The organism is Bacillus sp. FSL M8-0049, assembly GCF_038593355.1.
Lineage (GTDB): Bacteria > Bacillota > Bacilli > Bacillales > Bacillaceae > Bacillus > Bacillus safensis.
Genome location: NZ_CP151986.1, coordinates 766449 through 789952 on the forward strand (window position 1 = coordinate 766449; position 23504 = coordinate 789952).

24 protein-coding genes are annotated in these 23504 nt (G+C 42.8%); 13 read left to right on the forward strand and 11 right to left on the reverse strand.

Annotation, left to right across the window (positions count from 1 at the left end):
- Positions 1–15 precede the first annotated feature (15 nt).
- From treP to NSU13_RS03810, 4 genes are all read left to right on the forward strand, one after another.
- Positions 16–1452: a PTS system trehalose-specific EIIBC component gene (gene treP, locus NSU13_RS03795; RefSeq protein WP_342489869.1), complete on the forward strand. Its 1437-nt coding sequence runs from the start codon at positions 16–18 to the stop codon at positions 1450–1452.
- A 15-nt stretch (positions 1453–1467) separates the two neighbouring features.
- A complete protein-coding gene (gene treC / locus NSU13_RS03800) occupies positions 1468–3168 on the forward strand; it encodes an alpha,alpha-phosphotrehalase (protein ID WP_342489870.1) in 1701 nt (566 codons plus the stop codon).
- 19 nt (positions 3169–3187) lie between these two features.
- The gene (gene treR, locus NSU13_RS03805) at positions 3188–3916 is read left to right on the forward strand and encodes a trehalose operon repressor (RefSeq protein WP_024425854.1); all 729 of its coding nucleotides are present in this window, start codon (positions 3188–3190) and stop codon (positions 3914–3916) included.
- Positions 3917–3988: 72 nt separating this feature from the next.
- Positions 3989–4423 (forward strand): terpene synthase, encoded by a 435-nt coding sequence (locus NSU13_RS03810; protein WP_081124094.1) that lies wholly within the window; start codon positions 3989–3991, stop codon positions 4421–4423.
- Between the two features lie 38 nt (positions 4424–4461).
- Here NSU13_RS03810 and NSU13_RS03815 read toward each other — a convergent pair whose 3' ends face one another.
- Positions 4462–8754: a multifunctional 2',3'-cyclic-nucleotide 2'-phosphodiesterase/3'-nucleotidase/5'-nucleotidase gene (locus NSU13_RS03815; RefSeq protein WP_342489871.1), complete on the reverse strand. Its 4293-nt coding sequence runs from the start codon at positions 8752–8754 to the stop codon at positions 4462–4464.
- Between the two features lie 253 nt (positions 8755–9007).
- Between NSU13_RS03815 and NSU13_RS03820 the strand changes: the two genes are divergently transcribed.
- Positions 9008–9526, forward strand: a complete 519-nt coding sequence (locus tag NSU13_RS03820; protein WP_034283692.1) for a type 1 glutamine amidotransferase domain-containing protein — start codon at positions 9008–9010, stop codon at positions 9524–9526.
- A 107-nt stretch (positions 9527–9633) separates the two neighbouring features.
- On the opposite strand, the gene NSU13_RS03825 is transcribed toward NSU13_RS03820, so the two are convergent.
- Together NSU13_RS03825 and NSU13_RS03830 are read right to left on the reverse strand one after the other, a co-directional pair.
- A complete protein-coding gene (locus NSU13_RS03825) occupies positions 9634–9849 on the reverse strand; it encodes a DUF1128 domain-containing protein (RefSeq protein WP_003214000.1) in 216 nt (71 codons plus the stop codon).
- Positions 9850–9926: 77 nt separating this feature from the next.
- Positions 9927–11282, reverse strand: coding sequence for a sodium:alanine symporter family protein (locus tag NSU13_RS03830; protein WP_034283694.1), 1356 nt, complete (start codon positions 11280–11282; stop codon positions 9927–9929).
- Positions 11283–11455: 173 nt separating this feature from the next.
- Here NSU13_RS03830 and NSU13_RS03835 point away from each other — a divergent pair, with 173 nt between their 5' ends.
- The 3 genes from NSU13_RS03835 to NSU13_RS03845 are packed head-to-tail and all read left to right on the forward strand — an operon-like array spanning position 11456 to position 13116.
- The gene (locus tag NSU13_RS03835; protein ID WP_327827777.1) at positions 11456–11926 is read left to right on the forward strand and encodes a low molecular weight protein-tyrosine-phosphatase; all 471 of its coding nucleotides are present in this window, start codon (positions 11456–11458) and stop codon (positions 11924–11926) included.
- Between the two features lie 20 nt (positions 11927–11946).
- Entirely contained in the window at positions 11947–12270 is a 324-nt protein-coding gene (locus NSU13_RS03840; protein WP_041106306.1) for a YtxH domain-containing protein, read from the forward strand.
- 27 nt (positions 12271–12297) lie between these two features.
- Positions 12298–13116: a YhjD/YihY/BrkB family envelope integrity protein gene (locus tag NSU13_RS03845; protein ID WP_024425272.1), complete on the forward strand. Its 819-nt coding sequence runs from the start codon at positions 12298–12300 to the stop codon at positions 13114–13116.
- A gap of 207 nt (positions 13117–13323) precedes the next feature.
- On the opposite strand, the gene NSU13_RS03850 is transcribed toward NSU13_RS03845, so the two are convergent.
- From NSU13_RS03850 to NSU13_RS03860, 3 genes are read right to left on the reverse strand one after another with little or no spacing between them, the layout of a single operon-like run.
- Positions 13324–13515 (reverse strand): hypothetical protein, encoded by a 192-nt coding sequence (locus NSU13_RS03850; RefSeq protein ID WP_251232628.1) that lies wholly within the window; start codon positions 13513–13515, stop codon positions 13324–13326.
- 47 nt (positions 13516–13562) lie between these two features.
- Positions 13563–13826: a hypothetical protein gene (locus tag NSU13_RS03855; protein ID WP_251232626.1), complete on the reverse strand. Its 264-nt coding sequence runs from the start codon at positions 13824–13826 to the stop codon at positions 13563–13565.
- A gap of 16 nt (positions 13827–13842) precedes the next feature.
- The gene (locus NSU13_RS03860; protein ID WP_101676701.1) at positions 13843–15006 is read right to left on the reverse strand and encodes an MFS transporter; all 1164 of its coding nucleotides are present in this window, start codon (positions 15004–15006) and stop codon (positions 13843–13845) included.
- A gap of 75 nt (positions 15007–15081) precedes the next feature.
- Between NSU13_RS03860 and NSU13_RS03865 the strand changes: the two genes are divergently transcribed.
- The 3 genes from NSU13_RS03865 (at position 15082) to NSU13_RS03875 (ending at position 17442) form a co-directional block, all read left to right on the forward strand.
- Positions 15082–15459, forward strand: coding sequence for an OsmC family protein (locus NSU13_RS03865; RefSeq protein WP_046314262.1), 378 nt, complete (start codon positions 15082–15084; stop codon positions 15457–15459).
- Positions 15460–15524: 65 nt separating this feature from the next.
- Positions 15525–16592 (forward strand): calcium/proton exchanger, encoded by a 1068-nt coding sequence (gene cax / locus NSU13_RS03870; protein ID WP_101676702.1) that lies wholly within the window; start codon positions 15525–15527, stop codon positions 16590–16592.
- 88 nt (positions 16593–16680) lie between these two features.
- Complete coding sequence (locus NSU13_RS03875) at positions 16681–17442, forward strand: YfkD famly protein (protein WP_223255680.1); 762 nt, start codon at positions 16681–16683, stop codon at positions 17440–17442.
- A 113-nt stretch (positions 17443–17555) separates the two neighbouring features.
- Here NSU13_RS03875 and NSU13_RS03880 read toward each other — a convergent pair whose 3' ends face one another.
- The 3 genes from NSU13_RS03880 to yfkAB all read right to left on the reverse strand — a co-directional run bounded on the left by NSU13_RS03880 (position 17556) and on the right by yfkAB (position 20461).
- A complete protein-coding gene (locus NSU13_RS03880; protein WP_264316048.1) occupies positions 17556–18275 on the reverse strand; it encodes a YebC/PmpR family DNA-binding transcriptional regulator in 720 nt (239 codons plus the stop codon).
- 220 nt (positions 18276–18495) lie between these two features.
- Entirely contained in the window at positions 18496–19332 is an 837-nt protein-coding gene (locus NSU13_RS03885) for a mechanosensitive ion channel domain-containing protein (protein WP_041106319.1), read from the reverse strand.
- Between the two features lie 7 nt (positions 19333–19339).
- Positions 19340–20461, reverse strand: coding sequence for a radical SAM/CxCxxxxC motif protein YfkAB (yfkAB, locus tag NSU13_RS03890; RefSeq protein ID WP_024425845.1), 1122 nt, complete (start codon positions 20459–20461; stop codon positions 19340–19342).
- A gap of 146 nt (positions 20462–20607) precedes the next feature.
- On the opposite strand from yfkAB, the gene NSU13_RS03895 reads away from it, so the two are divergent.
- Together NSU13_RS03895 and pdaA are read left to right on the forward strand one after the other, a co-directional pair.
- Complete coding sequence (locus tag NSU13_RS03895) at positions 20608–20799, forward strand: SE1561 family protein (protein WP_012009274.1); 192 nt, start codon at positions 20608–20610, stop codon at positions 20797–20799.
- 101 nt (positions 20800–20900) lie between these two features.
- A complete protein-coding gene (gene pdaA, locus NSU13_RS03900) occupies positions 20901–21692 on the forward strand; it encodes a delta-lactam-biosynthetic de-N-acetylase (protein WP_024425844.1) in 792 nt (263 codons plus the stop codon).
- A 96-nt stretch (positions 21693–21788) separates the two neighbouring features.
- Here pdaA and corA read toward each other — a convergent pair whose 3' ends face one another.
- Positions 21789–22748, reverse strand: coding sequence for a magnesium/cobalt transporter CorA (corA, locus tag NSU13_RS03905; protein ID WP_024425843.1), 960 nt, complete (start codon positions 22746–22748; stop codon positions 21789–21791).
- A gap of 133 nt (positions 22749–22881) precedes the next feature.
- Complete coding sequence (locus NSU13_RS03910; protein ID WP_024425256.1) at positions 22882–23391, reverse strand: hypothetical protein; 510 nt, start codon at positions 23389–23391, stop codon at positions 22882–22884.
- Positions 23392–23504: the final 113 nt, after the last annotated feature.

The window sequence follows — 23504 nt, forward strand, 5'->3', positions numbered from 1 at the left end:
CTCGGAGGGGATAGTATGGCTGATTATCAGGCAGCAGCAGATCAGATTGTGAAAGCCATCGGCGGCAAAGAAAATATTGATCAAGCGACACATTGTGTAACAAGACTGCGCTTTGTGCTGAAAGATGAAGGCAGGGTGGATGAGAAAGCACTTGAACAAATTGATGAAGTGAAGGGATCTTTCTCAGCGAACGGTCAATACCAAGTGGTGATCGGTCAAGGGGTCGTCAATCGAGTATATGCCGAAATGGTGAAACAGACGGGGATTGGGGAAGCCACAAAAGAGGACGTGAAGCGTGCCTCTGATCAGAAATTGAATCCATTGCAGCGTGCTGTGAAAACGCTTGCGGATATCTTTATACCGATTCTTCCTGCCATCGTCACAGCCGGTTTATTAATGGGGATTAACAATATTTTAACAGCCCCTGATATTTTCTTTGATCAAAAATCGATAGTAGATGTGTATCCGGCATGGGCTGATTTAGCGAATATGATCAACTTAATTGCAGGCACTGCCTTCACCTTCCTGCCAGCATTAATTGGCTGGTCAGCTGTGAAGCGGTTTGGGGGGAATCCGCTTTTAGGAATGGTCCTTGGACTAATGCTTGTACATCCAGACTTGTTAAACGCATGGGGCTATGGAGCGGCTGAGAAGACCGGTGACATTCCTGTTTGGAACTTGTTTGGACTTGAAGTGCAGAAGATAGGCTATCAAGGACAGGTTCTTCCGATACTCGTTGCCTCTTATTTACTTGCAAAGCTCGAATTATTTATTACAAAACGGACACCTGAAAGTATTCAGCTTTTAGTTGTTGCACCGATTACGTTATTAGTCATTGGATTTTTATCATTTATCGTCATTGGACCTGTTACCTTTGCAATCGGTAATGTTTTAACATCTGGACTTGTAGCTGTATTCCAGCAATTCGCAGCACTTGGCGGTCTATTATATGGCGGACTGTATGCAGCATTAGTCATTACAGGAATGCACCATACGTTCCTCGCTGTGGATATTCAATTGATTAACTCAAAGCTGCACGGCACGTTCCTATGGCCAATGCTTGCACTGTCCAATATCGCACAAGGATCAGCTGCACTGGCAATGATGTTTGTCTTAAAAGATGAAAAGCAAAAAGGACTTTCGCTGACATCAAGTATTTCTGCTTATTTAGGAATTACCGAACCGGCGATGTTTGGGGTCAACCTGCGTTATCGATTCCCATTTATTTTTGCATTGATCAGCTCAGGATTAGCCGGTATGTTTATCGCCTCTCAAGGGGTGCTGGCAAGCTCAGTTGGTGTTGGAGGCATTCCAGGAATTTTCTCCATTATCCCGAAATATTGGGGGGCATTTGCAATTGGAATGGTGATTGTACTCATCCTCCCATTCATCGGTACTCTTTTATATGCAAAACTAAAAAAGAAGAAGGATTTTTCAGAAGAACTTAACTAGTGGTGGTGAAGGAAATTGAATCAGCAATCAAATGAACCGTGGTGGAAAAAAGCGGTGGTCTATCAAATTTATCCGAAGAGCTTTTTAGATACAACGGGCTCTGGTACAGGGGATATCAATGGCGTGACGAAAAAGCTTGATTACATCAAAGAGCTTGGGGCGGATTGTATTTGGCTCACGCCAATGTATGAGTCCCCGCAGCATGACAACGGCTATGATATTAGTGATTATACAAAAATCCATGACATGTACGGCACAATGACAGATTTTGAACGCATGCTGAAGGAAGCGCATGAGAGAGGAATACGGGTCATCATGGATCTAGCCGTTAACCATACATCCATTTTCCATGAGTGGTTTCAAGCCTCGCGTGAGTCAAAGGATAACCCTTACCGAGATTATTATATTTGGAAGGAGCCAAAAGCGGACGGATCTCCTCCAAATGATTGGCAGTCGAAATTTGGCGGCCCAGCCTGGGAACTAGACGAAATAACAGGAGATTATTATCTCCATTTATATGATGTCACTCAGGCGGATCTCAATTGGGAGAAGGATGAGGTGCGCAGGAAAGTATATGACATCATGCACTTTTGGTTTGAAAAAGGAATTGATGGGTTCAGGCTGGATGTCATCAACAACATCTCAAAGGATCAGCGCTACTTAGATGATGCCGGACAATCTGTGCAAGGCGACGGCCGCATGTACTATACGGACGGGCCGAGAATTCATGAATTTCTGCATGAAATGAACCAGGAGGTTTTTTCGAAATACGATAGCATGACAGTTGGAGAAATGTCTTCAACGAATATCGCAGACTGCATTCGGTATACAAGACCTGATCGGCAGGAGCTGGATATGACGTTTAACTTCCATCATTTAAAGGTGGATTATCCAAACGGCGAAAAGTGGGCGATCGCACCATTTGATTTTCAAGAATTAAAGTCGATTCTGTCTGAATGGCAGACGAAAATGCATGAGGGCGGCGGCTGGAATGCGCTGTTCTGGTGCAATCATGATCAGCCGCGTATCGTCTCAAGATATGGTGATGATGACACGTATCATCAGCAATCAGCGAAGATGCTGGCGACCACGATTCATCTGATGCAGGGGACTCCTTATATTTATCAAGGTGAGGAAATTGGCATGAAGAATCCTCGCTTTGAGGACATTTCGTCTTACCGTGATATCGAATCACTCAATATGTACGAAGTCATGCTTGAAAAGGGAAAATCAAAGGAAGAAGCACTCGCCATTTTACAGGTCAAGTCAAGAGATAATGCGAGAACTCCAATGCAGTGGACCTCAGAGAAGAATGCAGGCTTCTCAACAGGAACGCCTTGGATTGAGCCAGCCGATAACGACATTTCGGTCGAAGCTGCGTTAAAAGACCGGACGTCCATTTTCTATCATTACCAAGCCCTTTGCAGACTGCGTAAAGAACTTGATGTGATCACATATGGCAGCTTCTCCTTACTTTTAGCAGAAGATCCAAAGATTTTTGTTTATGTTAGAGAAAGCAAGAATGAGAAGCTCCTCGTGATCAACCACTTTTATGCAGGGGAGGCGGACTTTACGCTTCCTGATGAGCTTGTGCAGGCTGTAGATGAGATGGAGGGGCAAGTCCTGTTATCCAATTATGAGGATGTGCCGGCACATATCAAGGGATTTACGTTGCGCCCATATGAGTCAATCGTTTATCATTTAACCAAACGCTAGAAAATGGGGCGGAGGGAAAATGAAAGAGAATAAGTTTCGAGTGATTTATGATCAGCTCGCAAGACGAATTGAGCAAGGTGAATGGCAGGATAAAGGCATCCTCCCATCAGAGCATGAACTTTCTATCATGTACGACACGTCCCGGGAGACGGTGAGAAAGGCATTAAATATTCTTGTGCAAAATGGCTATATTCAAAAAATCCGCGGGAAAGGCTCTGTATTGCTGAATCGGGAGAAAATGCAGTTTCCTGTATCAGGTCTTGTCAGCTTTAAAGAGCTTTCCCAAACGCTTGGCCGAAAGACGGTCACAACAGTTCATGAATTTGGTTTAATCAAACCGGATCAGTATATTCAGTCTCAGCTGAAAATTGATGAACAGACAGACGTCTGGAAAGTCATTCGATCTCGCAATATTAGCGGGGAAGAGGTGATTTTAGACAAGGACTACTTTTTGCAAAAGCATGTCGAAGTATTGTCTAAAGACATATGCGAAGGATCAATCTACGAGTATATTGAGGGAGAACTCGGTGTATCGATCAGCTATGCTCAAAAAGAATTTGTGGTAGAGCCATGTACAGAAGAGGACGCCAAGTACCTTGATTTGAAGGGATTTGACCATGTCGTTGTGGTAAAGAATTATGTGTTCTTAGAGGATACGAGTCTATTTCAATACACAGAAAGCCGTCACCGATTAGACCGCTTCAGATTCGTCGATTTTGCTAGAAGAGAAAAAACGGACAGAGCCTAGGCACTGTCCTTTTCAGGTTTTGGAGAAGCGGGGATATACACAACGACAAAATCTTGATTTACAGGAGGAAAAATGATTAGACTGAATCGACCACTAAAATTACGGGATTTAGAAATTTTTAGCGTGATGAAAGATCATCGAATATTATGTTACGTCATCATTGAAGATACGCGAAAACCGTTTACGGAAGAAGATCGAAAACTAGATCCATTATGTTATATGGATGAAGAAGATATACAAGCGTATTTGAATGTTTTTCATATTTCCATTATCAATGATGAAAAATTAAGTGAAGAAGATTTAACTCTTGTTCAATCGTATTTTGCTGAATTTGTAAATAATACGAATGTAACGAATTTTATTACGAGAGATTATGTTCAAGAGGATTTATATGCCGTCGATGATGAAGATGACATCACATTCTTCAATAGAATGCTGCGTCATATAGGATCAGATGAGGTGAAACAATTTGATAAACGCAATTGGATTTATTTATCTCAAGATTGAGATGAGAAAAGACAGAGCATAGGCTCTGTCCTTTTCTTTTAGGATGATACATTTTTTCTTGTACGCTTGCGCTGGTAGTAATATAGGATACCGCCTGAGGCAAGCATGAGTACGCCAATCAATACAGCTGTATACATCATTGTTGCTGTATTCGGGAGTGTGCCGCCTGGGAGTCCGGTTCCATCTTGGTTTGGATCTGTACCTGTACCTCCGCCTGGCGCTGATGTACCGCCGTCTCCGCCAGTTTGATCTGGCGTTGTTCCAGCTGCCCCGCTTTGGTTGAGTACGGTATATTCGCTGAAGTGTTCAGTTTGACCTGATACGACACCATTTTCGAACGATCCGTTACTTGTTTTTGCATAACGGTTTTTCTTGCGGTCTACATAATATACACCAGGTTTCTTCGCCTTTTGAGGCTCATCTAATGTAAAGGATAGTGTGACAGGATCTTTAAAGGTAGAAACCTTTTTCTGATCTTGTTTGATTTGGAAATCATACGTATCCGTTAATGCATTTTTCACCTTATCCGTCTTTGTCATCCATATATCTGCGCTTTTCTCGGACAAGTTAGAGAGCGGTAATGCGAGTCCCACTTTGTCATGATAGATGGTGACGTTTGGATCTTGCTCTCTTTTCTTCAGCTCGGCTACCTGCGCTTTTGATAGAGACAATTGAACGTTTTTCGCTTCGCTCGCTTTGTCTAAATAGAGCAATGCTTTGTTTGTATGCTGCACATACGTTTGGAATTTCTCATCATCTTGAATGTCATAGGTGCCTTTTCCTTTCGCACGCGGAAGGAAAACTTCTTTCACCCTGTGATCGATGACAGGAGAAATATGCCCGCCGTCTGCCTGTTCAATTTGCTCTTTGAAGATTTCATAGTCAACATAGCCTAAGTCTTCGCCGTGAGAGGCTTCTGTAAAGACACTGTAGCCATCTCCGCCTGTGCCGACAAATGCGTTTGTAGCCACGCGGTATGTTTTCTTATCATCAATGTCTGATAGTTTGCCGTTTTCGTCTTTCAGTTTGACATCAATGAGTCTGCTGCCAGCTGGTTTACTCAGTGTAAACGTATATTCAATGCCGGCTACATGAGGGAATGCGCCGCCGCCTTCCTCAATGCCTGAAAGCCCTTGTTCGAGTGCTTTCTTAATTTGGCTGCCTTTTAGATCTGCGACATAGAGTGTGTTTCCGAATGGCATGACCGTTAAAATATCACCTAAAGTGATATCTCCTTTTTCAATGCTGCCTCGAATTCCGCCGCCGTTTGTGATGGCAAGATCAGCACCAGCAGATTCTTGCGCTTTCTTCAGCATGCCGTCAGCAATAAAGTTCCCAAGGTTCGTTTCCTTTGCACGGACATGCTCGCGTTGTCCATCTAAGAGGACATCAGCAGACCCGACTTTTTCCGTTTTTAAATCTTGAATATCTGCCTTGTACTGATCGAGGATCGCTTTTGCATCAGCATCTTCTTTGACAGAGTCATCGATGGTGATGAGATCAAAAGAAGATTCCTTTGGCTGTACGACTCCTTTTTGATTAAAGGCCACGTCTACTTTTCCTAAAAATTGTCCGTAGTCTTTTACCTGTGCGACAATCGTTGGTTCTTTCTTATTGACGACCTTTAATTTTTCAACAAGGGTGTGCGTGTGACCGCCAATGATTAAATCAATACCATCTACTTTTTGAGCAAGCTCAAGGTCACGGTTATAGCCAATGTGTGTTAAAGCAATGATTTTGTTGATTTTTTCTTCTGTTTGAATCGTGTTGACTGTTTCTTTTGCTTTCTTGTATGCATCCTTGAATTGAATGTTCGGACCGCTGCTGGATGTAATGGCCGTGTCTTCAGTGGTTAAGCCGAATACAGCCACCTTTTCACCGTTTACATCAAGCAGGATGTATGGGTAAATCCCAGCTTCTTTTTTCTCACCAGCTTTAAATGTCGCTGGCTTTTTCACTAAGCCGCTCAATTGTTTTTCCTTAGAGACATCAACGTTTGATGACACAATCGGGAATGCAGGCTTTTCAAATTGATGACGGTTTTTCGCATCTACATCTGAAGCATCACCCGTCAGGAATTGACGAAGAACAGTAGGACCTTTGTCAAATTCATGATTACCAAAAGTCATGGCATCATATTTCATTAAGTTCATTAGTTTTAGGTCGGCAAGTCCTTGCCATTTTGTGAAATATAGGTCACCAGAGAAGACGTCTCCAGCATCTAATAAAATGTTGTTTTTGCTTTCGGCTCGAACTTCTTTAATCTTGGTTGCACGTCTTGCTGCATCATCAAGGTGGGCATGTGTATCGTTTGTATGCATCACCGTTAAATTCCAGTTGTCTGATGCAGGCGGTTCTGTTGTGCCATCCTCTTTAAAGGCTAGCTTGTACACGCCAAGACCATCTGTGCTGGCGTTACGAACAAAGTCTACGCTGCTTGATTTTTCAGCAAACGGCTTAGCTAAAAGAGAAGATTCGAATGTGACTGTTGCGCCTTTGATTGGTGCAATGGACCAGTTTTGATCCGCACTTGGGTTGATGGTTTTTTGTTCGATAATATAATCCATCAGTACTTGGCGGTTCTCATCAGCTGAGGCAAGCACCACTTTATCTTGCGTCAGATGCGGGAAGCCTCCGCCGCCAGAAGCTCGATAGTTGTTCGTCACGACTAAAAATTCTTGATTGTCAGAGACTGGTTTCCCGTTGTAGGACAGGTTTTTGATGCGGTTTGCATTTGCATTGACAAGGGTGCCTGTTGTGCTGTACTTAGCAGGCTGCGTCACATCGACTTGATAGGTGACACCATCGATCACATCAAAGTTATACGAGCGGTATTCTTCGTTTAAAATAGGCTGTTCATTTGAATCGTTTGGTTTGATTTGATTAAACTGTCCGGCAGACATCTCGAGCCAGTCTTTGACTTCACTGCCTCTCAGTTTGACAATCTGCACGGTGTTATCGTAAAGGTAGAGATCGCCGATATTTTTAATCGCTAAATCACCTTTTGTGATATTCGTATAATAATTCACACCGTTTCGACCGCCGGCTTTAAACGGGGCGCCTGCAGATAAAATCGGTAAGTTTTTGTACGCGGTATCCTTCATTTTTTCTTGTGCATACCATTTTTGTGCATCTGTCACAATTTGAATAGAAGGGTCATCCATCACTTGAGCAAAAAAGCTGTTAATGTCTGCTTCTGTTTTACCGACAGGTTTTCTCACATAATCAAGTGTGTTTTGATGCGTTGTTTGAATGGCATCTTTCACAGTGCTGTTTTGAGAGGTGACTCCTGCAACAGATTCAATCTTTCCTGTTCCATCTGTGACCTTCCATTTGCTGCCGTCAGGCTCTAATGTTAAATCAATGACTCCGAGGTAGCTTCCCCAGTTTTTTGACATGACGACTGGAATACCGTTGATGGTTCCTTTTGAGACATCGAATTTGTCGACGCCGCTATATTCAGCGCTTGGGAATGTGCCGTGCTGGTGGCCGGACACGATCGCATCGATGCCTTTTGTTTTCGTGGCAAGATCAAAGATCATATTTTCTGACCCTTTAGGCGAAGCGGTTTTTTCAATTCCTGTATGGGCAAGAGCGACGATGATATCTGCCCCTTTTTCCTTCATTTCAGGAATGGTTTCATTGGCAGATTCGACGATATCCTGCACTTGAACTTGTCCATCTAAATGTTTCTTATCCCACGTCATAATTTGCGGTGGAACGAATCCTATGTAACCGACTTTTACAGTTTGTGAAGCTCCGTTTGCATCTTTAAAGGTTTTATCTTGGATCACATAAGGCGTAAAACGGTGTTCTCCATTTAACTTTTTGACGTTCGCATTGACAATCGGGAAGTTAGCGCCGGCAATGGTACCATCAAGAAATGATAATCCGTAGTTAAATTCATGATTGCCAAGTGTTCCTGCATCGTACTTTAGTTTGTTGAGTGTATGAATAATGGGGTGAACCTTTGTTTGATTAATGATGCGGTCTTTCTCATTTTTGTAAACGTATTCTCCAAGAGGGGTTCCTTGAATCAGGTCTCCGTTATCAACAAGGAGTGTATTAGGATTTTGTGAACGGTGCTTTTCTATCAGCTCGGCTGTTTTTGCCAAACCAAATTCATTTGTTTCTTTGTCGCTGTAATAATCGTAATTCATCATGTTGGCATGTACATCCGTTGTGGCTAAGATGCTGACTTTTACGGCATCGCCGTTTTCTATTGCTGCATGAGTAGGTACTGCTGGGAGAATGAGACTAATCATCATAATGGAAGTGAGCAGAATAGACAGGTTTTTCCTTCGTTTAGACCTATGTGCTTGCTTCTTCACCTGATCTCCGCCTTTCAAATTTTTTTGACCACAATACCTATTGTAGAAATGTTTCGTTAACTTTTGTAGTTATTTTTTGCAGATTATTGTAAAGATAACATAAATCATACGAATTACCTTGTTGAGGGAATATAAATAAGTCTAAATGCTTATTTTCATCATAAGGTGTTTTCTGATCGGGATAGGATGTTTGATTTCAATGTACCCGGGTATAGTGTGTAATGTAACGATAATCAAGCAGGAGGGTTTCTACATGGGTAAGAAAATTGCAGTTGTATTAACAGATTACTTTGAGGATGTTGAATTCACCGAGCCTGCAAAAGCCTTTAAAGATGCAGGCCATGAGGTCACAGTGATTGAAAATGAAAAAGGAAAAACAGTGAAAGGGAAGCAAGGAGAAGCAGAAGTGAGAGTGGATGCGTCCATTGATAACGTGAAGCCTGAAGACTTCGATGCACTTCTGATTCCTGGCGGGTTCTCCCCAGACATTCTGCGTGCAGATGATCGCTATGTCCAATTCACAAGAGCATTTATGGACGAGAAAAAACCAGTATTTGCGATTTGTCACGGACCGCAATTGCTCATTACAGCGAAGACGCTGGAAGGCAGAGGCGCGACTGGCTATACATCCATTCAAGTAGATATGGAAAACGCAGGCGCAAAATTCAAAGATGAAGAAGTTGTCGTTTGTCAGGATCAGCTTGTGACAAGCCGTACACCTGATGACATTCCAGCATTTAACCGTGAATCATTAAAACTGCTCGCGAAATAAGCAGTTTTGACAGGATAAACAAAGTCAGCACCTTGCGGGGTGCTGGCTTTTTCTGCGCATGGATGGAAGAAAGCGGCGTAAACCGCAATCCAGTTTCCTTTGCACGATTATTTTCTTAAGTTTTTTAGCTCGCTTGCGATGGCTTGCATTTCACTTGGGCTGAATGAAGATTTTTTCATCACCATTTGGTGTAGAAATTCAATATCTTCGTACTTGTCTGGACTGAAGTCCTCGGCTTTGATGACTCCAATGTTCAGCATATTTAACTTTTGCGAAATGTCTTCAATCAGCTGATTGACTTCAGCCGCTTTTTGCTCTGACAAGGGCGGCACGTCCTTTCCTGCATATGTGTTGAATAATATGTCTATTTTAACAGAAATGCAAAAGAATAAAAGGGCTATTAAGACGACACCGAGATGTTTTTCTCCTTTTTCTCCTGCTTAATCTTATCAATGATTCGTTTAGATTCAAACACGACAACCCCAGATAAACCGATGAGGCCGATTAAGTTAGGAACAGCCATCAGTCCGTTTAGCATATCCGCCACGCCCCAGACGAAATCATTCTTAAACACGGCACCGAAAAAGACAGCAATAACAAACACAACACGATAATACATCACATATGAATCTTTCGCCAAATATGTAAAGCATTTTTCGCCATAATAGGACCAGCCAATAATGGTGGAATAGGCGAATAAAAGTAAGCCGATTGCAACAATGATTGAGCCGATTGGACCAAGGAAATGAGCAAAGGATAACGAGGTGAGTGCATCACTTTTTTCTGTGACGTACATATCGGCCATGACAATTGTGATCCCTGTAATGGAACAAACAATCATCGTATCAATAAAGACTTGCGTCATTGACACAAGCGCTTGACGAGCAGGCATATCTGTTTTGGCAGCAGCTGCAGCGATTGGTGCAGAACCAAGACCCGCTTCATTGGAAAATACTCCTCTCGCCACACCCCAGCGGATTACGGTACCGATTGCACCGCCTGCAACGGCTTGACCTGTAAATGCATCCGTAAAAATGAGCCCGACGGCACTTGGGACAAGATCCGCATTCATGACAAGAATGATCAGTCCGCAAATGACGTAGAATAAAGCCATGACCGGTACAAAAATAGCCGTCACACGGCCAATGCTTTTAATCCCGCCTAAAATCACGAGGGCAGTAAAGGCCGTAATAATAATGCCGGTGATCCATGTTGGAATTTGAAAGGTTGAATTCATGACACCAGAAATCGAATTTGACTGCACGAGATTCCCAATCCCAAAGGCAGCCGTAGCGCCAAAAATAGCAAACAGCACCCCTAGCCATTTTTGCTTCAAGCCATGCTCCAAATAGTACATCGGCCCGCCGGACATTTCCCCTTTTTCATTTTTGACACGGTATTTCACTGCGAGAACAGCTTCAGCATATTTTGTCGCCATTCCAAAGAACGCTGCAAACCACATCCAAAACACAGCGCCTGGTCCGCCGGCAATGACAGCAGAGGCGACCCCTACAATATTTCCCGTTCCAACCGTTGCAGCAAGGGCTGTCATTAATGCTTGGAAGTGAGAAATATCACCTTCTGATGTCTTATCTTGCTTTGAAAATGCCAGCTTAAGCGAATAGGGGAGCAGCCTAATTTGAATGAAGAGCACGCGAAAGGTAAGGTAAATCCCTGTCCCCACGATCAAAAACAAAAGCGGCGGTCCCCATAATACATCATTGATACTGCTGACAATCTGTTCTACCCATCCCATATGTATCCCCCTTTATTTGTTTATTTCTCCTAAAGTGTCACCTTTTTTTGTATAATGTGTCAATGCCGATGGGAGTTTTTCTTGCAAAGTTTTCAAAAGAAAAAGGGCTTGATATGATAGAGAAAAGGTTTCCGAAAGCAGTTCTTAGGGAAAAGATAGGAGGAGAATGAAGGATGATTCATGTATTATTCGTATGTCTTGGCAATATTTGCAGATCACCGATGGGAGAGGCCATGTTTAGAAAACGAGTAGAAGATGAGGGGCTAAGCGAGCACTTTGTCATTGATTCAGCAGGCATTGGCGGCTGGCATCAAGGCAGCCCTCCGCATGAAGGAACACGAAAGCTGCTTGATGAAAAAGGGATCAGCTATGAAGGGATGTCCGCAAGACAAATCATAGATGAGGACATCACAGCATACGACTATATCATTGCGATGGATGCTGAAAATGTAGGGGCACTTCGCAGTATAGCCGGCTATGGGAAACATCACTTTATTGGCCGTCTTCTAGACTTTGTTGAAGACGACGATCGAGATGATGTGCCAGACCCTTATTACACTGGAAACTTTGAGGAAGTACATGATTTAATTGAAAAAGGAATTGATCGTTTTTTGACGTATGTAAAAAAAGAGAAACACCTTTAACTGAAAGGAGATCAGACGAGATGGAAGAAAAAAATCAAATCATGCTTCGTGGAGCTGTGATAGGAGCAGCTTGCGGCGCACTGCTGACATTATTTCATCGGCCAACGAGAATCGCGCTTAAAGACAAATGGGATGACTGTCAGGAAAAGCTGGCGGAATACCGTCAGGAGCCAGCCAGAATTTCTGCTTGCATGAAAGAAAAAATGGAAGAAACGAAGCAGCTGATGCGAACAGTCTCAGATGATTTGTCATTTTTAAATGAACAAGTCAATCAGTTAAAGGAAACAACCCCAAAAGTATTAGAGATTATTGAAGAAACAAAGGATCACTTTCGATCAAAATAGAAAGATTGATCATTGGAGATGAGGCGTATGGGTTTTATTAAAGCGTTAATTGAACGCTTTTTGCTGCATGAAGGACCGGCAAAATCTGCTGAGCTTGCTTACTTCTTTTTGCTTTCATTATTTCCGTTTCTCATCTTCGTGCTGACGCTCGTTGGATATTTGCCGCTGACGTCGAAGGATGTCCTAAGCGTCATCTCTGGTTATGCGCCAGAAGGAGCGCTTTCGATGATTGAATCCATTGCCGAAGAGACACTGAACAGCCGTAACGGCGGATTGCTGTCATTCGGGATTATTGCCGCCCTTTGGTCTGCATCTAACGGGATTAATGCCGTCGTCAGAGCATTTAACCATGCTTACGAAGTTGAGGAAAATCGTTCCTTCATTCTCGTACGTTTAACATCCATCATCTTAACGATAGCGATGGTTCTTACGATTATTTTTGCCTTAATGCTGCCTGTCTTTGGAAAAGAACTTGGCTTATTTCTCGCTGAATTAGTCGGGCAGTCAGATGCCTTTCTCACCATTTGGACGGCCATGAGGTGGATCATTAGCCCGCTGATTTTATTGATTGTGTTTACAGCCTTGTACTATTTCGCCCCAAACATTAGATTGAAATTGAAATTTGTTCTGCCAGGCGCTATTTTTGCCTCGATTGGATGGATTTTGGTGAGCATGCTGTTCTCATTTTACGTAGGCGAGTTTGCTAATTACAGTGCGATGTACGGAAGTATTGGGGGAATCATTATTTTAATGATCTGGTTTTATTTAACCGGCATCATGATCATCCTTGGCGGCGAGCTCAATGCGCTTTTACATAAGCGTAAAATCGTACCAGGCAAGGTGTGAAGAAATCCGGGCATCCTAAAGAAGAACGAACATGTTCAATCTTGATGGATGGGGGAATCACATATGTCCAAACAATCGAAAAAAGGCGGAAGCAACACGAAACAAAACAAAGGCCATCAGCCAAAGCACAAAACAAGCGGCAGTGCAAACGGGCAAAATGGTTATCATTAAATGAAAAAACTCCTCTGCATAGATGCAGGGGAGTTTTTATTTCGACAATCGTATATATCGCTTAAGAATAAAAGCTGTATCAGGTTTTGACTGGTAATGAGGATCATGCTGAAACCCTGCGTTTATCGCTACACGTTCACTTCTGACATGGCCAGCAGGACAAAAAATTTCAATTCCATCGACTTTAGGAGCAAAGGTATCTGTCATATATTTCACGATGGCTGTCACAATGCCCTGTCCCTGCGCGTCTTCATCAATCCAATAACCGATATTGCCTAATTGTTGATCAACAGACGGAACACACCGATTAATTGCTCGTTCAGCTGAATGCCAGCTTCCAACCCTTTTTGTTCATTGTAGGTGGTTTGAGTTGATTGAATAAACGTTTTGACCGCTTCTACGCTTTGGCATTGATGAACCCAAGGCAGCCACTCCCCTAAATGGGCCTTATTGTTTTGAATAAGGCTAAATAGTGAGTCCGCATCATCTAATTGTAGAGATGCCAAAGTCAATTCATTTGTGATGTGATATGTAAACAACGATGTATCCCCCATTTTAGTGACTTTCCAGCACTGCCTGCGTTTTCCCAAATCGAACGCAGCAAAACACAAATAATATCACGATGCTGACAAGGTAAAGTAAATTCATTCCTTCAAACGTTTGCACAAAGAATCCTCCGAGTACCGGCCCGAGAATACTGCCTGCACTAAACGCCATCCCGCACATTAAATTCCCGGCGGGAAGAAGATGCTTTGGCAATAAGTCGGTCATAAAACTGATGCCAAGCGAGAAGGTAGAGCCTACAGCCATTCCAGCGATAAAGAAACAGATGGCCACAGCCAAAACGGATTGAATGAAAATCCCTGCCAAAAGGAAAAAGAATGATCCAGCGAGTGTCACACATAAAATGATGCGGCGCCTGCCAAACCGGTCACTGAGCATCCCAAGAGGAAGCTGAAAGACAATGCTCCCAATGGCAAACGCAGGTAAAATAAACGCAACTGCATCTACTGTCACACCGCTCCTGAGTGCATACACAGGGAAGTTACTATTAAGCGTCGTTTCTAAAAAGCCGTAGCAAAATGGCATCATAAAGGCGACCCAGCCAAATTGAAAGGCCTTTTTAAAGCGCTTCAAACTGTTTGTCTGCTCTGACGTTTGCACTTCGCCTGTATCTGGATATGTATTTTTTAAAACAAACACAAGCAGCCAAATACATAAACTAACGGCACCAGAAACAATAAAAGGCAAGGCTGGATTGATCTCAATGAGCGGCGTTAAAAAAGGGCCGGCGGCAAAACCGAGTCCAAATGATAATCCATACAATGAAATATTTCGTCCGCGATTTCTTGATGATGAAGCATAGGTCACCCACGTCTGTGTAGAGAAATGCAGCATATGGTCACCAATCCCGATCATGAGCCGGAGGAAAAACCAGACGACATAAGATTCAAAAAACACAAAGCTAAACAAGCTTAAAAAGACAGCAGCGCCTCCAATGACGATTAACGGCTTAAATCCAAACCGGCGAAGCGGTGCTTCCATAAAAGGAGACGCAAGCAGCACACCGAGATATAAGCCTGTGGCATGCAGGCCGTTTAACGTAGGAGAAGTGCCGGCATGTTCAAAAATAATGGAAATGACAGGAAGTAATGCACCCTGTGAAAAACCGGATACGGATACCAGTAAAATTAAAATCATAAAGTGAATTCTCGACATAAGATGCTCCTTACAAGTTCATGCTTTCATCGTACAATGGAACCAGAGGGGTTTCAATAGAAAGGTGGAAAAGGAATGAAGCTGACATACGAAAAGGATCATTGGAACGCACTTATTGAGGACAGGCAGCTGCCTATTTCAGGAACAGAAGAACTGGGGTACCGCCCATCTCAATTGCTCACCTCAGCCATTGCAGGCTGCTTTGGAGAAATGCTCATTCATGTATGCCGTAAAAAGCGAATATCCTATGAAGGGATGACGATCACACCTGAAACGACAAGGGCAGGAGCTGTAAACAACATTTCCTGCATTCATTTACATATCTTATTTGAAGACATCAATACATCTGATGAACAAATCGATAAAATGATCACCCTTGCATTGAAGCACTGCTCTATGGTGCAGTCCGTGAAAGAGAGTATTGATATCACCTTCTCACACGCGCGAATCTAAAATGTATACGATGACGGCACTCACGAAAGAATAACAGTCAGACATATGTAAAGGAGAATGGCTGTATGAATCGTTTATTTCTTGTGATTGTCGCAATCGGTGTTCCGCTATCGGTGATTGGCAGTTTTCTTCATTTCCCGCAGGTCATCATGTTTACCGTTTATTGTATCGCCATTATTGGTCTTGCTAGTTTTATGGGAAGAGCCACAGAAAGTCTTGCCATCATTGCGGGACCTAGAATTGGCGGACTTTTAAACGCCACATTCGGAAATGCAGTGGAATTAATCATATCGTTTTTTGCCTTGAAGCAAGGACTGACGGCCATCGTACTTGCTTCATTAACGGGATCAGTCATCGGAAATTTACTGCTTGTGGCGGGGCTGTCTTTTTTTGTTGGTGGATTAAAATATAAGCGCCAAGTGTTCAATGTCCATGATGCAAGGCACAATTCAGGCTTGCTCATGTTTGCCATCATTGTAGCGTTTGTCATTCCAGAAGTGTTTTCGATGGAGATGGCAGAGAATAAGCAGTTTGTTTTAAGCATTGGGATCAGCATTGTGATGATTTTGCTTTATGTTGCAGCGCTTTATTTCAAACTAGTCAGCCACCGTGGTGTCTATGTTGCCAAGCAGGAGAGCGTGCAAGGTGAAGCGGAGACGGAAGAAGAAACACCTGAATGGTCTGGGAAGTTTGCCACTGTCATTTTGCTGCTCTCGACGATCGCAGTTGCGTACATTTCAGAGCGACTTGTTCATACATTTGATACGGTAGGAGAACAGTTTGGCTGGAGTGAGCTGTTTATCGGTGTCATTATTGTGGCCATCGTCGGCAACGCCGCAGAACATGCCTCAGCTGTCATCATGGCGTATAAAAACAAAATGGATGTAGCAGTGGAAATTGCCTTTGGCTCCACACTTCAGGTTGCCATGATGGTCGCGCCAATCCTAGTCATCAGCTCGCTATTTTTTAATAAGCAGATGCCGCTCATTTTCTCCTTGCCAGAGCTCATTGCGATGGCATCCTCTGTGCTGCTCACGGTGATTTTATCAAATGATGGGGATACAAACTGGTTTGAAGGCGCCACATTACTCGCTGCCTATTTTATTATGGCGATTGGATTTTTCCTTTTATAATCTTTTGTGGATAAGGGACGTCTTTGCGGAAAATACTATGGAAAAATGAATGAGAAAGAGTGATGATATGAAAAAGATGCTCCGCATCATGTTTGTTGTTCTCTTATCCTTAAGTTTTCTATACAGCTTTCCTGCGGAGGCGGCAAAGCCATTTAAAGTGCCATCTTCTGTCGCCAGTATCTCCAAGGAGAATACGTATCCAAACGCGTCACAGGATCAGCCGCTGCTCCAGCCGAGCGAGCTGACGGCTGAATTGTTCAAAACAACAAGTGTACCGATTGAGAATACTCATTTGATTAAAATGCTGAATGAATCCAGCATTTCAGGGACGCCATTAGCTGTTGGATACCGTGCGACCATTTTCCTCGGGAGATGGGCGCTGAGCTACGATTCAAACGAAACGGTCGCCAACTGGGAATACAAAAAAGTGAATACAAACCACATTGATAACAGAGGCGGCAATAAAACAGCCATTGGAAAATACGTTCAAAAGCAGCAGGTGAAAGTAAGCGGCGGGCTCACAGCAAAAGTGCCGAACCCAGAAGATGTAAAAACATTGATGATGCAAAAAGCGATTCAAAAAACAAAGCTGCCCCTCGCTTTTGACACTGTGATTGGTGCAGGAACAAAACGAGATCAGTCATACCACGTCTCTCCGAAAAAAGCAGCATCGCTTCATGCCTATGCACCAGCGATTAACGAAAAAGGTAAGGTCACATACGGAGAAGTGTACCTTGTGCTAAAAGGAAATAAACGAAAACTCGTCGTAAAAAACGTGACCTCACAAGGAATCGGCGCTTGGATTCCTGTTCAGGATCACTTGACGTTTGGATTTCAAGGGATGAATTAATCTCCTTTTATTAATAGGGGAGACATTAACGCTTTATCCATGATTTTTAAAGAAAATAAAAAAAGCCATAGTAGAAGTTGAATGAACTCAACGACTACTATGGCTTAAATTTTTTATTCCCCTAAATCCACATTATGATAAACCTGCTGCACGTCTTCAAGCTCTTCTAATACATCGATCAGCTTTTCAAATTGTGCTTTCGATTCATCATCTAATGTCACTTCGTTTTGCGGAAGCATTGTGATTTCAGCGACAGTGAATTCTTCTACGCCGGCTTGTTTGAATGCTTCTTGTACTTGATGGAATTGATCTGGTTCAGCGTACACAATCACCGTTTCATCTTCTTCCATGATGTCACGTACATCAACGTCTGCTTCCATTAAAAGCTCAAGCGTTTCTTCTTCACTTTTTCCTTCGACACCGATGACAGCTGTTTCATCAAACATGTAGGCAACAGAGCCGCTTACGCCCATGTTTCCACCGTTTTTCCCAAATGCTGCTCGAACATCTGAAGCTGTCCGGTTTACGTTATTGGTGAGGGCGTCAACGATCACCATTGATCCGTTTGGACCAAATCCTTCGTAGCGCAGCTCATCGAAGTTCTCTTCCGCACCGCCTTTGGCTTTTTCAATGGCACGGTCCACGATATGTTTTGGGACACTATATGTTTTTGCACGTTCTAGGACAAAACGAAGTGCTTGGTTTGATTCTGGGTTTGGCTCACCTTGTTTGGCAGCCACATAGATTTCACGCCCGAATTTTGCGTAAATACGACTTGTACTGGCATCCCTTGATGCTTTCTTTTCTTTAATGTTGTTCCACTTACGACCCATCTTATTCACTCTCTTTCACTTAGAAAATACACAGTATGAGGGTCCCCATGCTGCATGAAATCATTCTGCTATCTATTATACATGAATCAGTCAAGAGGATAGAAGTAAGAGGGCTGAAATGAAAAGAATTGTTAGCGAATGTTCAAGTGTTCCAAGTTTCTCGCAAGCCCGAGTCAGCCCGGCAACTTGTATATAAAAAATAACCCCATCATATATGAGGTTATTTTGCAGGCTGGGGATAAGCGAGATCCTCAAGCAATTTGACATCATGCTGATGAAGTTGTTTGATCATTTCTTTTCGCACAGCGAGGGCGGCGTCGAAGTATTTTTCGTCTTCGACCATTCCCTTTACTGTGATTTCAATCCCGCGATTCAGCTTATTCAGACCCATAATTCCATGAACTTGAAAGGGTTCAATGGCGTTTTGAAATTCGTCTTTTTTAAGAAAATCATGATGCATTTGATTTAAATTGTCACATGCTGATTCAAGTGCTTGAAAGGCGATATCTGGGTTTTGATTCGCGCTAATTAACACAGATTCCGTAATCCGCATGTAGTGCATGTTATAGTTTTGGATTTGACGGATATCCCCGTTAGAAATGGTTAACAGCTTGCCGCTCCATTCTCTAATTTGCAATGAGCGGAGACCAATCTCTTCAATGGTTCCATTAAAGAGGTTATTCACCGTCACATAATCCCCTTTATGAATCTGACGTTCATAGATGAGGAAAACGCCTGCTAAAATATCACGAATCAGCGTCTGGGCGCCAAAACCGATGACGATCCCAGCAACACCAGCACCCGCAAGGATTTTCCCAAAGTCATGAAAGAACAGAGAAATGACATAGAGCACAAAGCAAATCGAAGCGGTGTATTGCGTGACCGATTTGACCAAGCTCTCGATCGTTTTCTTCTTCTTGTCCTCTATAAACTCAGTTCGTTTAAAGAAAATTTGAAGGGCTTTGTTAATCATAAAGACAGCAAGCCAAAGAATGAGTCCAACAAGGAGAATTTCAATGTATTTGTTTTTGACTACTGTCAGAAATGTATCGTCCATCTATCGGTTACCCCCTGGCTGTACGAGAAGTAAAATCAACATCTTGATAATAGCTGTTTTTCACTAAAACATTCGGACCGAGGCACTGCACGCTTGGGCAATGACAATTCAGTTCTTTTGCTAATTTTGTGTTCATCCAGCGTGTATAGGCTGATTGCAATGTATCAGTTGCAATGTTTCCAAGCGGCGGAGTATCGCCAAAGTCTGTCACAATAATATTCCCATCAAAAATATTCACATTCAACCGTGAACGTCCATCAGGGTCATTTCGTACCGTGACATTTTTCTCCTGGCGCAATCGGTTGAGGAGTCGCTGGTCTTCTTCATCTGTGCTGCATGAATAAAAGGGCAGGGTGCCAAACAGCATCCATGTGTTTTGATCACGAATATCAAGCAGCTGATGAATCGCATCCCGCATTTGCGGAAGCGTCAATGATTCAAGGGCGCTGGCGAAATCACTTGGGTACATCGGGTGAACTTCGTGGCGCTGGCATTTCATTTCCTCGACGATTTGCCGGTGGATGTGTTCGATATATGGAAGCGTGCGCTTATTCAGCATGGTTTCAGCGGATACGGTTACGCCCGCTTTGACAAGTGCCTGACTATTTTCAATCATGCGGTTAAATAATTTCTCGCGCTGCTCAAAGGTTGGTTTTCGATCCATCATGGCAAAACCGACCGTTGCAAACTCTTCGACAGTGCCCCAGTTATGTGAAATGTGAAGGACATCTAAGTATGGAATAATTTCTTCATACCGCGCTAAATCAAGGGTTAAATTTGAATTGATCTGTGTACGGACGCCGCGTTCATGGGCATACTTTAATAAAGGGACGACATATTCCCGTACAGATTTAAGAGAAAGCATGGGCTCTCCACCTGTAATACTGAGTGAGCGCAGAAGCGGAACTTCATCTAAACGGCGAAGCAGTAAATCTATCGGCAGCGCATTCGGATCCTTAGGCTGTAAGGTATAGCCGACCGCACAATGCTCACATCTCATGTTACACAGCGTTGTTGTCGTAAATTCAATATTAGTCAGCTTCATTTCTCCGTAATCCTGCACATCGAGATAGGCTTCCCAAGGGTCGTATGCAGGTGTGATCGGACGAAGTGCTGTTTTTTGGTTCATGGTATCTATCTCCTTTTCATTCGGGCAAACGTAGACCCGCCAACAGTTAATTTTAAGCCTCATCACGGTTATACGCAAGAGGGACACAATTGATTTACAAAGGAAAAAAAGATAAGCTATAAACAAATGCTAAAGGGAGTGTATCGATGGGTAAGGCAGCAGACAGCAAAGAGCAGCAGGTTGATTATTTAAAGAACCGATTAGATATGTTTATGAATGTGATTGATTCATTAGATCCTGAATCAACAGACGTTGAGGATATAGACAGACTGATCCAGATGATTGACGACCTGGAAGCGAAATATGAACGGTTTAAAAATGATTGGAAGGAAGAATAGCTCGCGCGGTGCGGGCTTTTTTCTTTAAATTGGCAGGTGAATCGGTGTATGAGTCTCGGTCTTATTCTGCACAATAGAAGAAAAACCGGGAAGTGACGTAAATGAAAAAATTCATGCTGATCTGTTTATGTGCGCTTTTTGTTTCCATGCCTCTCTCAGAAGCGGAAGCCGTGTCTAATAAGCCCATTAACTGGGGATTTGCGAAAAGTAAAGAGCACAGGCCGCCGGATGCGGGCAAAGAATTGACGGCACTCTTAAAAAAGTATGATGCGTTCTATTTAGGCAACACGAAAAAGAAAGAGATTTATTTTACCTTCGACAATGGCTATGAAAATGGGTACACACCCAAGATCTTAGACGTGCTGAAAAAACATCAAGTACCAGGCACCTTTTTTGTGACAGGTCATTTTGTAAAGGACCAGCCGGGGCTTGTCAAACGTATGGCAGAGGAAGGTCATATCATTGGCAACCATTCTTATCACCATCCTGATTTAACAACAAAGAGTACAAAAGAAATCAAAGAAGAACTGGACCGTGTCAATGAAGATGTTTACAAAATCACAGGAAAACAGGATAACCTCTATCTTCGTCCGCCGCGCGGTGTGTTCAGTGAAAGGGTATTAAAAGAAACAAAACAGCTCGGCTACCAAACCGTTTTTTGGTCAGTGGCGTTTGTGGACTGGCATATCCATCATCAAAAAGGAAAACAGTATGCATACGATCAAATGATGAAGCAGGCACACCCAGGTGCCATTTACTTACTTCATACCGTCTCAAGAGACAATGCAGAAGCGCTGGATGATGCCATCACCGCTCTGAAAAAACAAGGATATTCCTTTAAAAGTCTAGACGATCTCATGCTTGAAAAAGTATGGCATCTGCCTCAGCTATAGAAAGAAGCCTGCAGAAAATCTGCAGGCTTTTTGATTATCCTTCTCTGATTTTACGCTGAAACAAAAGAGGGTGATGACGTGAAAAAGAGTCAAACATTATTTAAAAATCCTAAACCACCCTTTATGTTTAAACCACAAAAGCATCCCCGTGACGAGGAGGCCCATAAAAATCAGCACGCCAAAATAGCCATATTTCCAGTGTAATTCAGGCATGTTGTCAAAATTCATTCCGTACACCCCAACAATAAAGGTCAACGGAATAAAAATGGTCGATACAATGGTCAATGTCATCATGATCGCATTCATCCGGTTGGAATTCAGCGTCTGATAGCTGTCTCGCAAATCGGCTGTCATATCACGGTTTGACTCAACGATCTCGGTTAACTTCAAAAGATGATCATAAATATCATTAAAATAAGCATGGCGGTTTGGATCGCTTTTCATCATATTCGTGTTCACAATACGATATAAAAGGTCCCTCATTGGGATAATCGTTCTTCGCAGTTTGAGCAAATCGGATCGAATCCCAAATACTTCGTTCATCAGCGTGCCATACGTTTTATGCCCTTCTTCATCCTCAATTTCATTCAGCCTGTCTTCAATTTGATAAATAATAGGGAAATAATCATCAACAAGCTCATCAATCAGCATGTAGGCAATATGCTCAGGTCCGCTGTTTCTCGCTTTATCAGAGCCTTTGAGCTTTCGAATCACACGTTCAACGTACGGCGCTTCTTTCAAATGAAAGGTCACGATATAGTTTTCACCAACAAACAGATCGACTTCCTCAGAACGAAGCGTTTTTTGATTAAGGGCATGCAGCACGAAAAACAAATATCCTTCATAAAAATCAAGCTTGGGCCGCTGTAAATAATGAAAACAATCTTCAATCGCGAGTGGATGGAAATGAAAATATTCCTTTAAAAGCGCTGCTTCCTTTTCCGTTGGCGCATGAAAATCAATCCAATACCAGGCGATATCGGGGCTTGAAAGCTGCTGCAATGTTGCATGTTCAATCAAGTCGCCGTTTTTTGTCACTGCAAGTTTTCTCAGCATGTGCACCCCTCCAGACTTGCATTATATCATGAAGCAGCGCCGGTGAACTTATACGTTTTCTTCATAAAAAAAGCCGATCTCATTTTTGAGATCGGTTCAATGTGCGTGTATGATTGATGGATAAAACCGAGAATTAAGGGCGACGGAAGTTGACGAAACCACCATTACGGTCGAACCAGCCTCTAAATGCCCAGTTGATGTAGCCGCCGTCACCTTTGTTTGTGAAAGATCCATTTTCAAATACCCAGACTCCGTACGTAATACTTCCGTATTTCACAGTAGCAAACGTTTTGACGCCGTTGAAACGAGTCTCATAACCTTGACTTAAGTTAAATACCATGACATTGTATTTTGCGCCGGCAGCATAGAAAGCAGACTCCATTAATCCTTTGACAAAGCCTTCACGGTTTGTGTTAGCATTTGCAGCATTGATTAATGCATTTGCAATACCAAGTACATCAAAGTTAATATTAACGTTTCCTGCAGTTGTAGATGCTTTACCTTCAGCAGCTTTGTTTAAGACAGTTTGCTGAAGTGTAGTAGAAACAGGTGCTGAAGTTTTTGGCTCAGCAGCGTCAGCGAATACTGGCAGTGTCGAAGAAACAGCAGTGGCAAGGGCAACAGAAAGAATTGTTTTTTTCATTGGTCGGATCTCCTTTGTTTTTAAATTTTGGGTCTTCTTTTTTGTAAAATGTGAAACTAAGTGAAGCCGGTCATCAATGAGGTAAATATGTTCCTGCAAGATAAAACAAATGA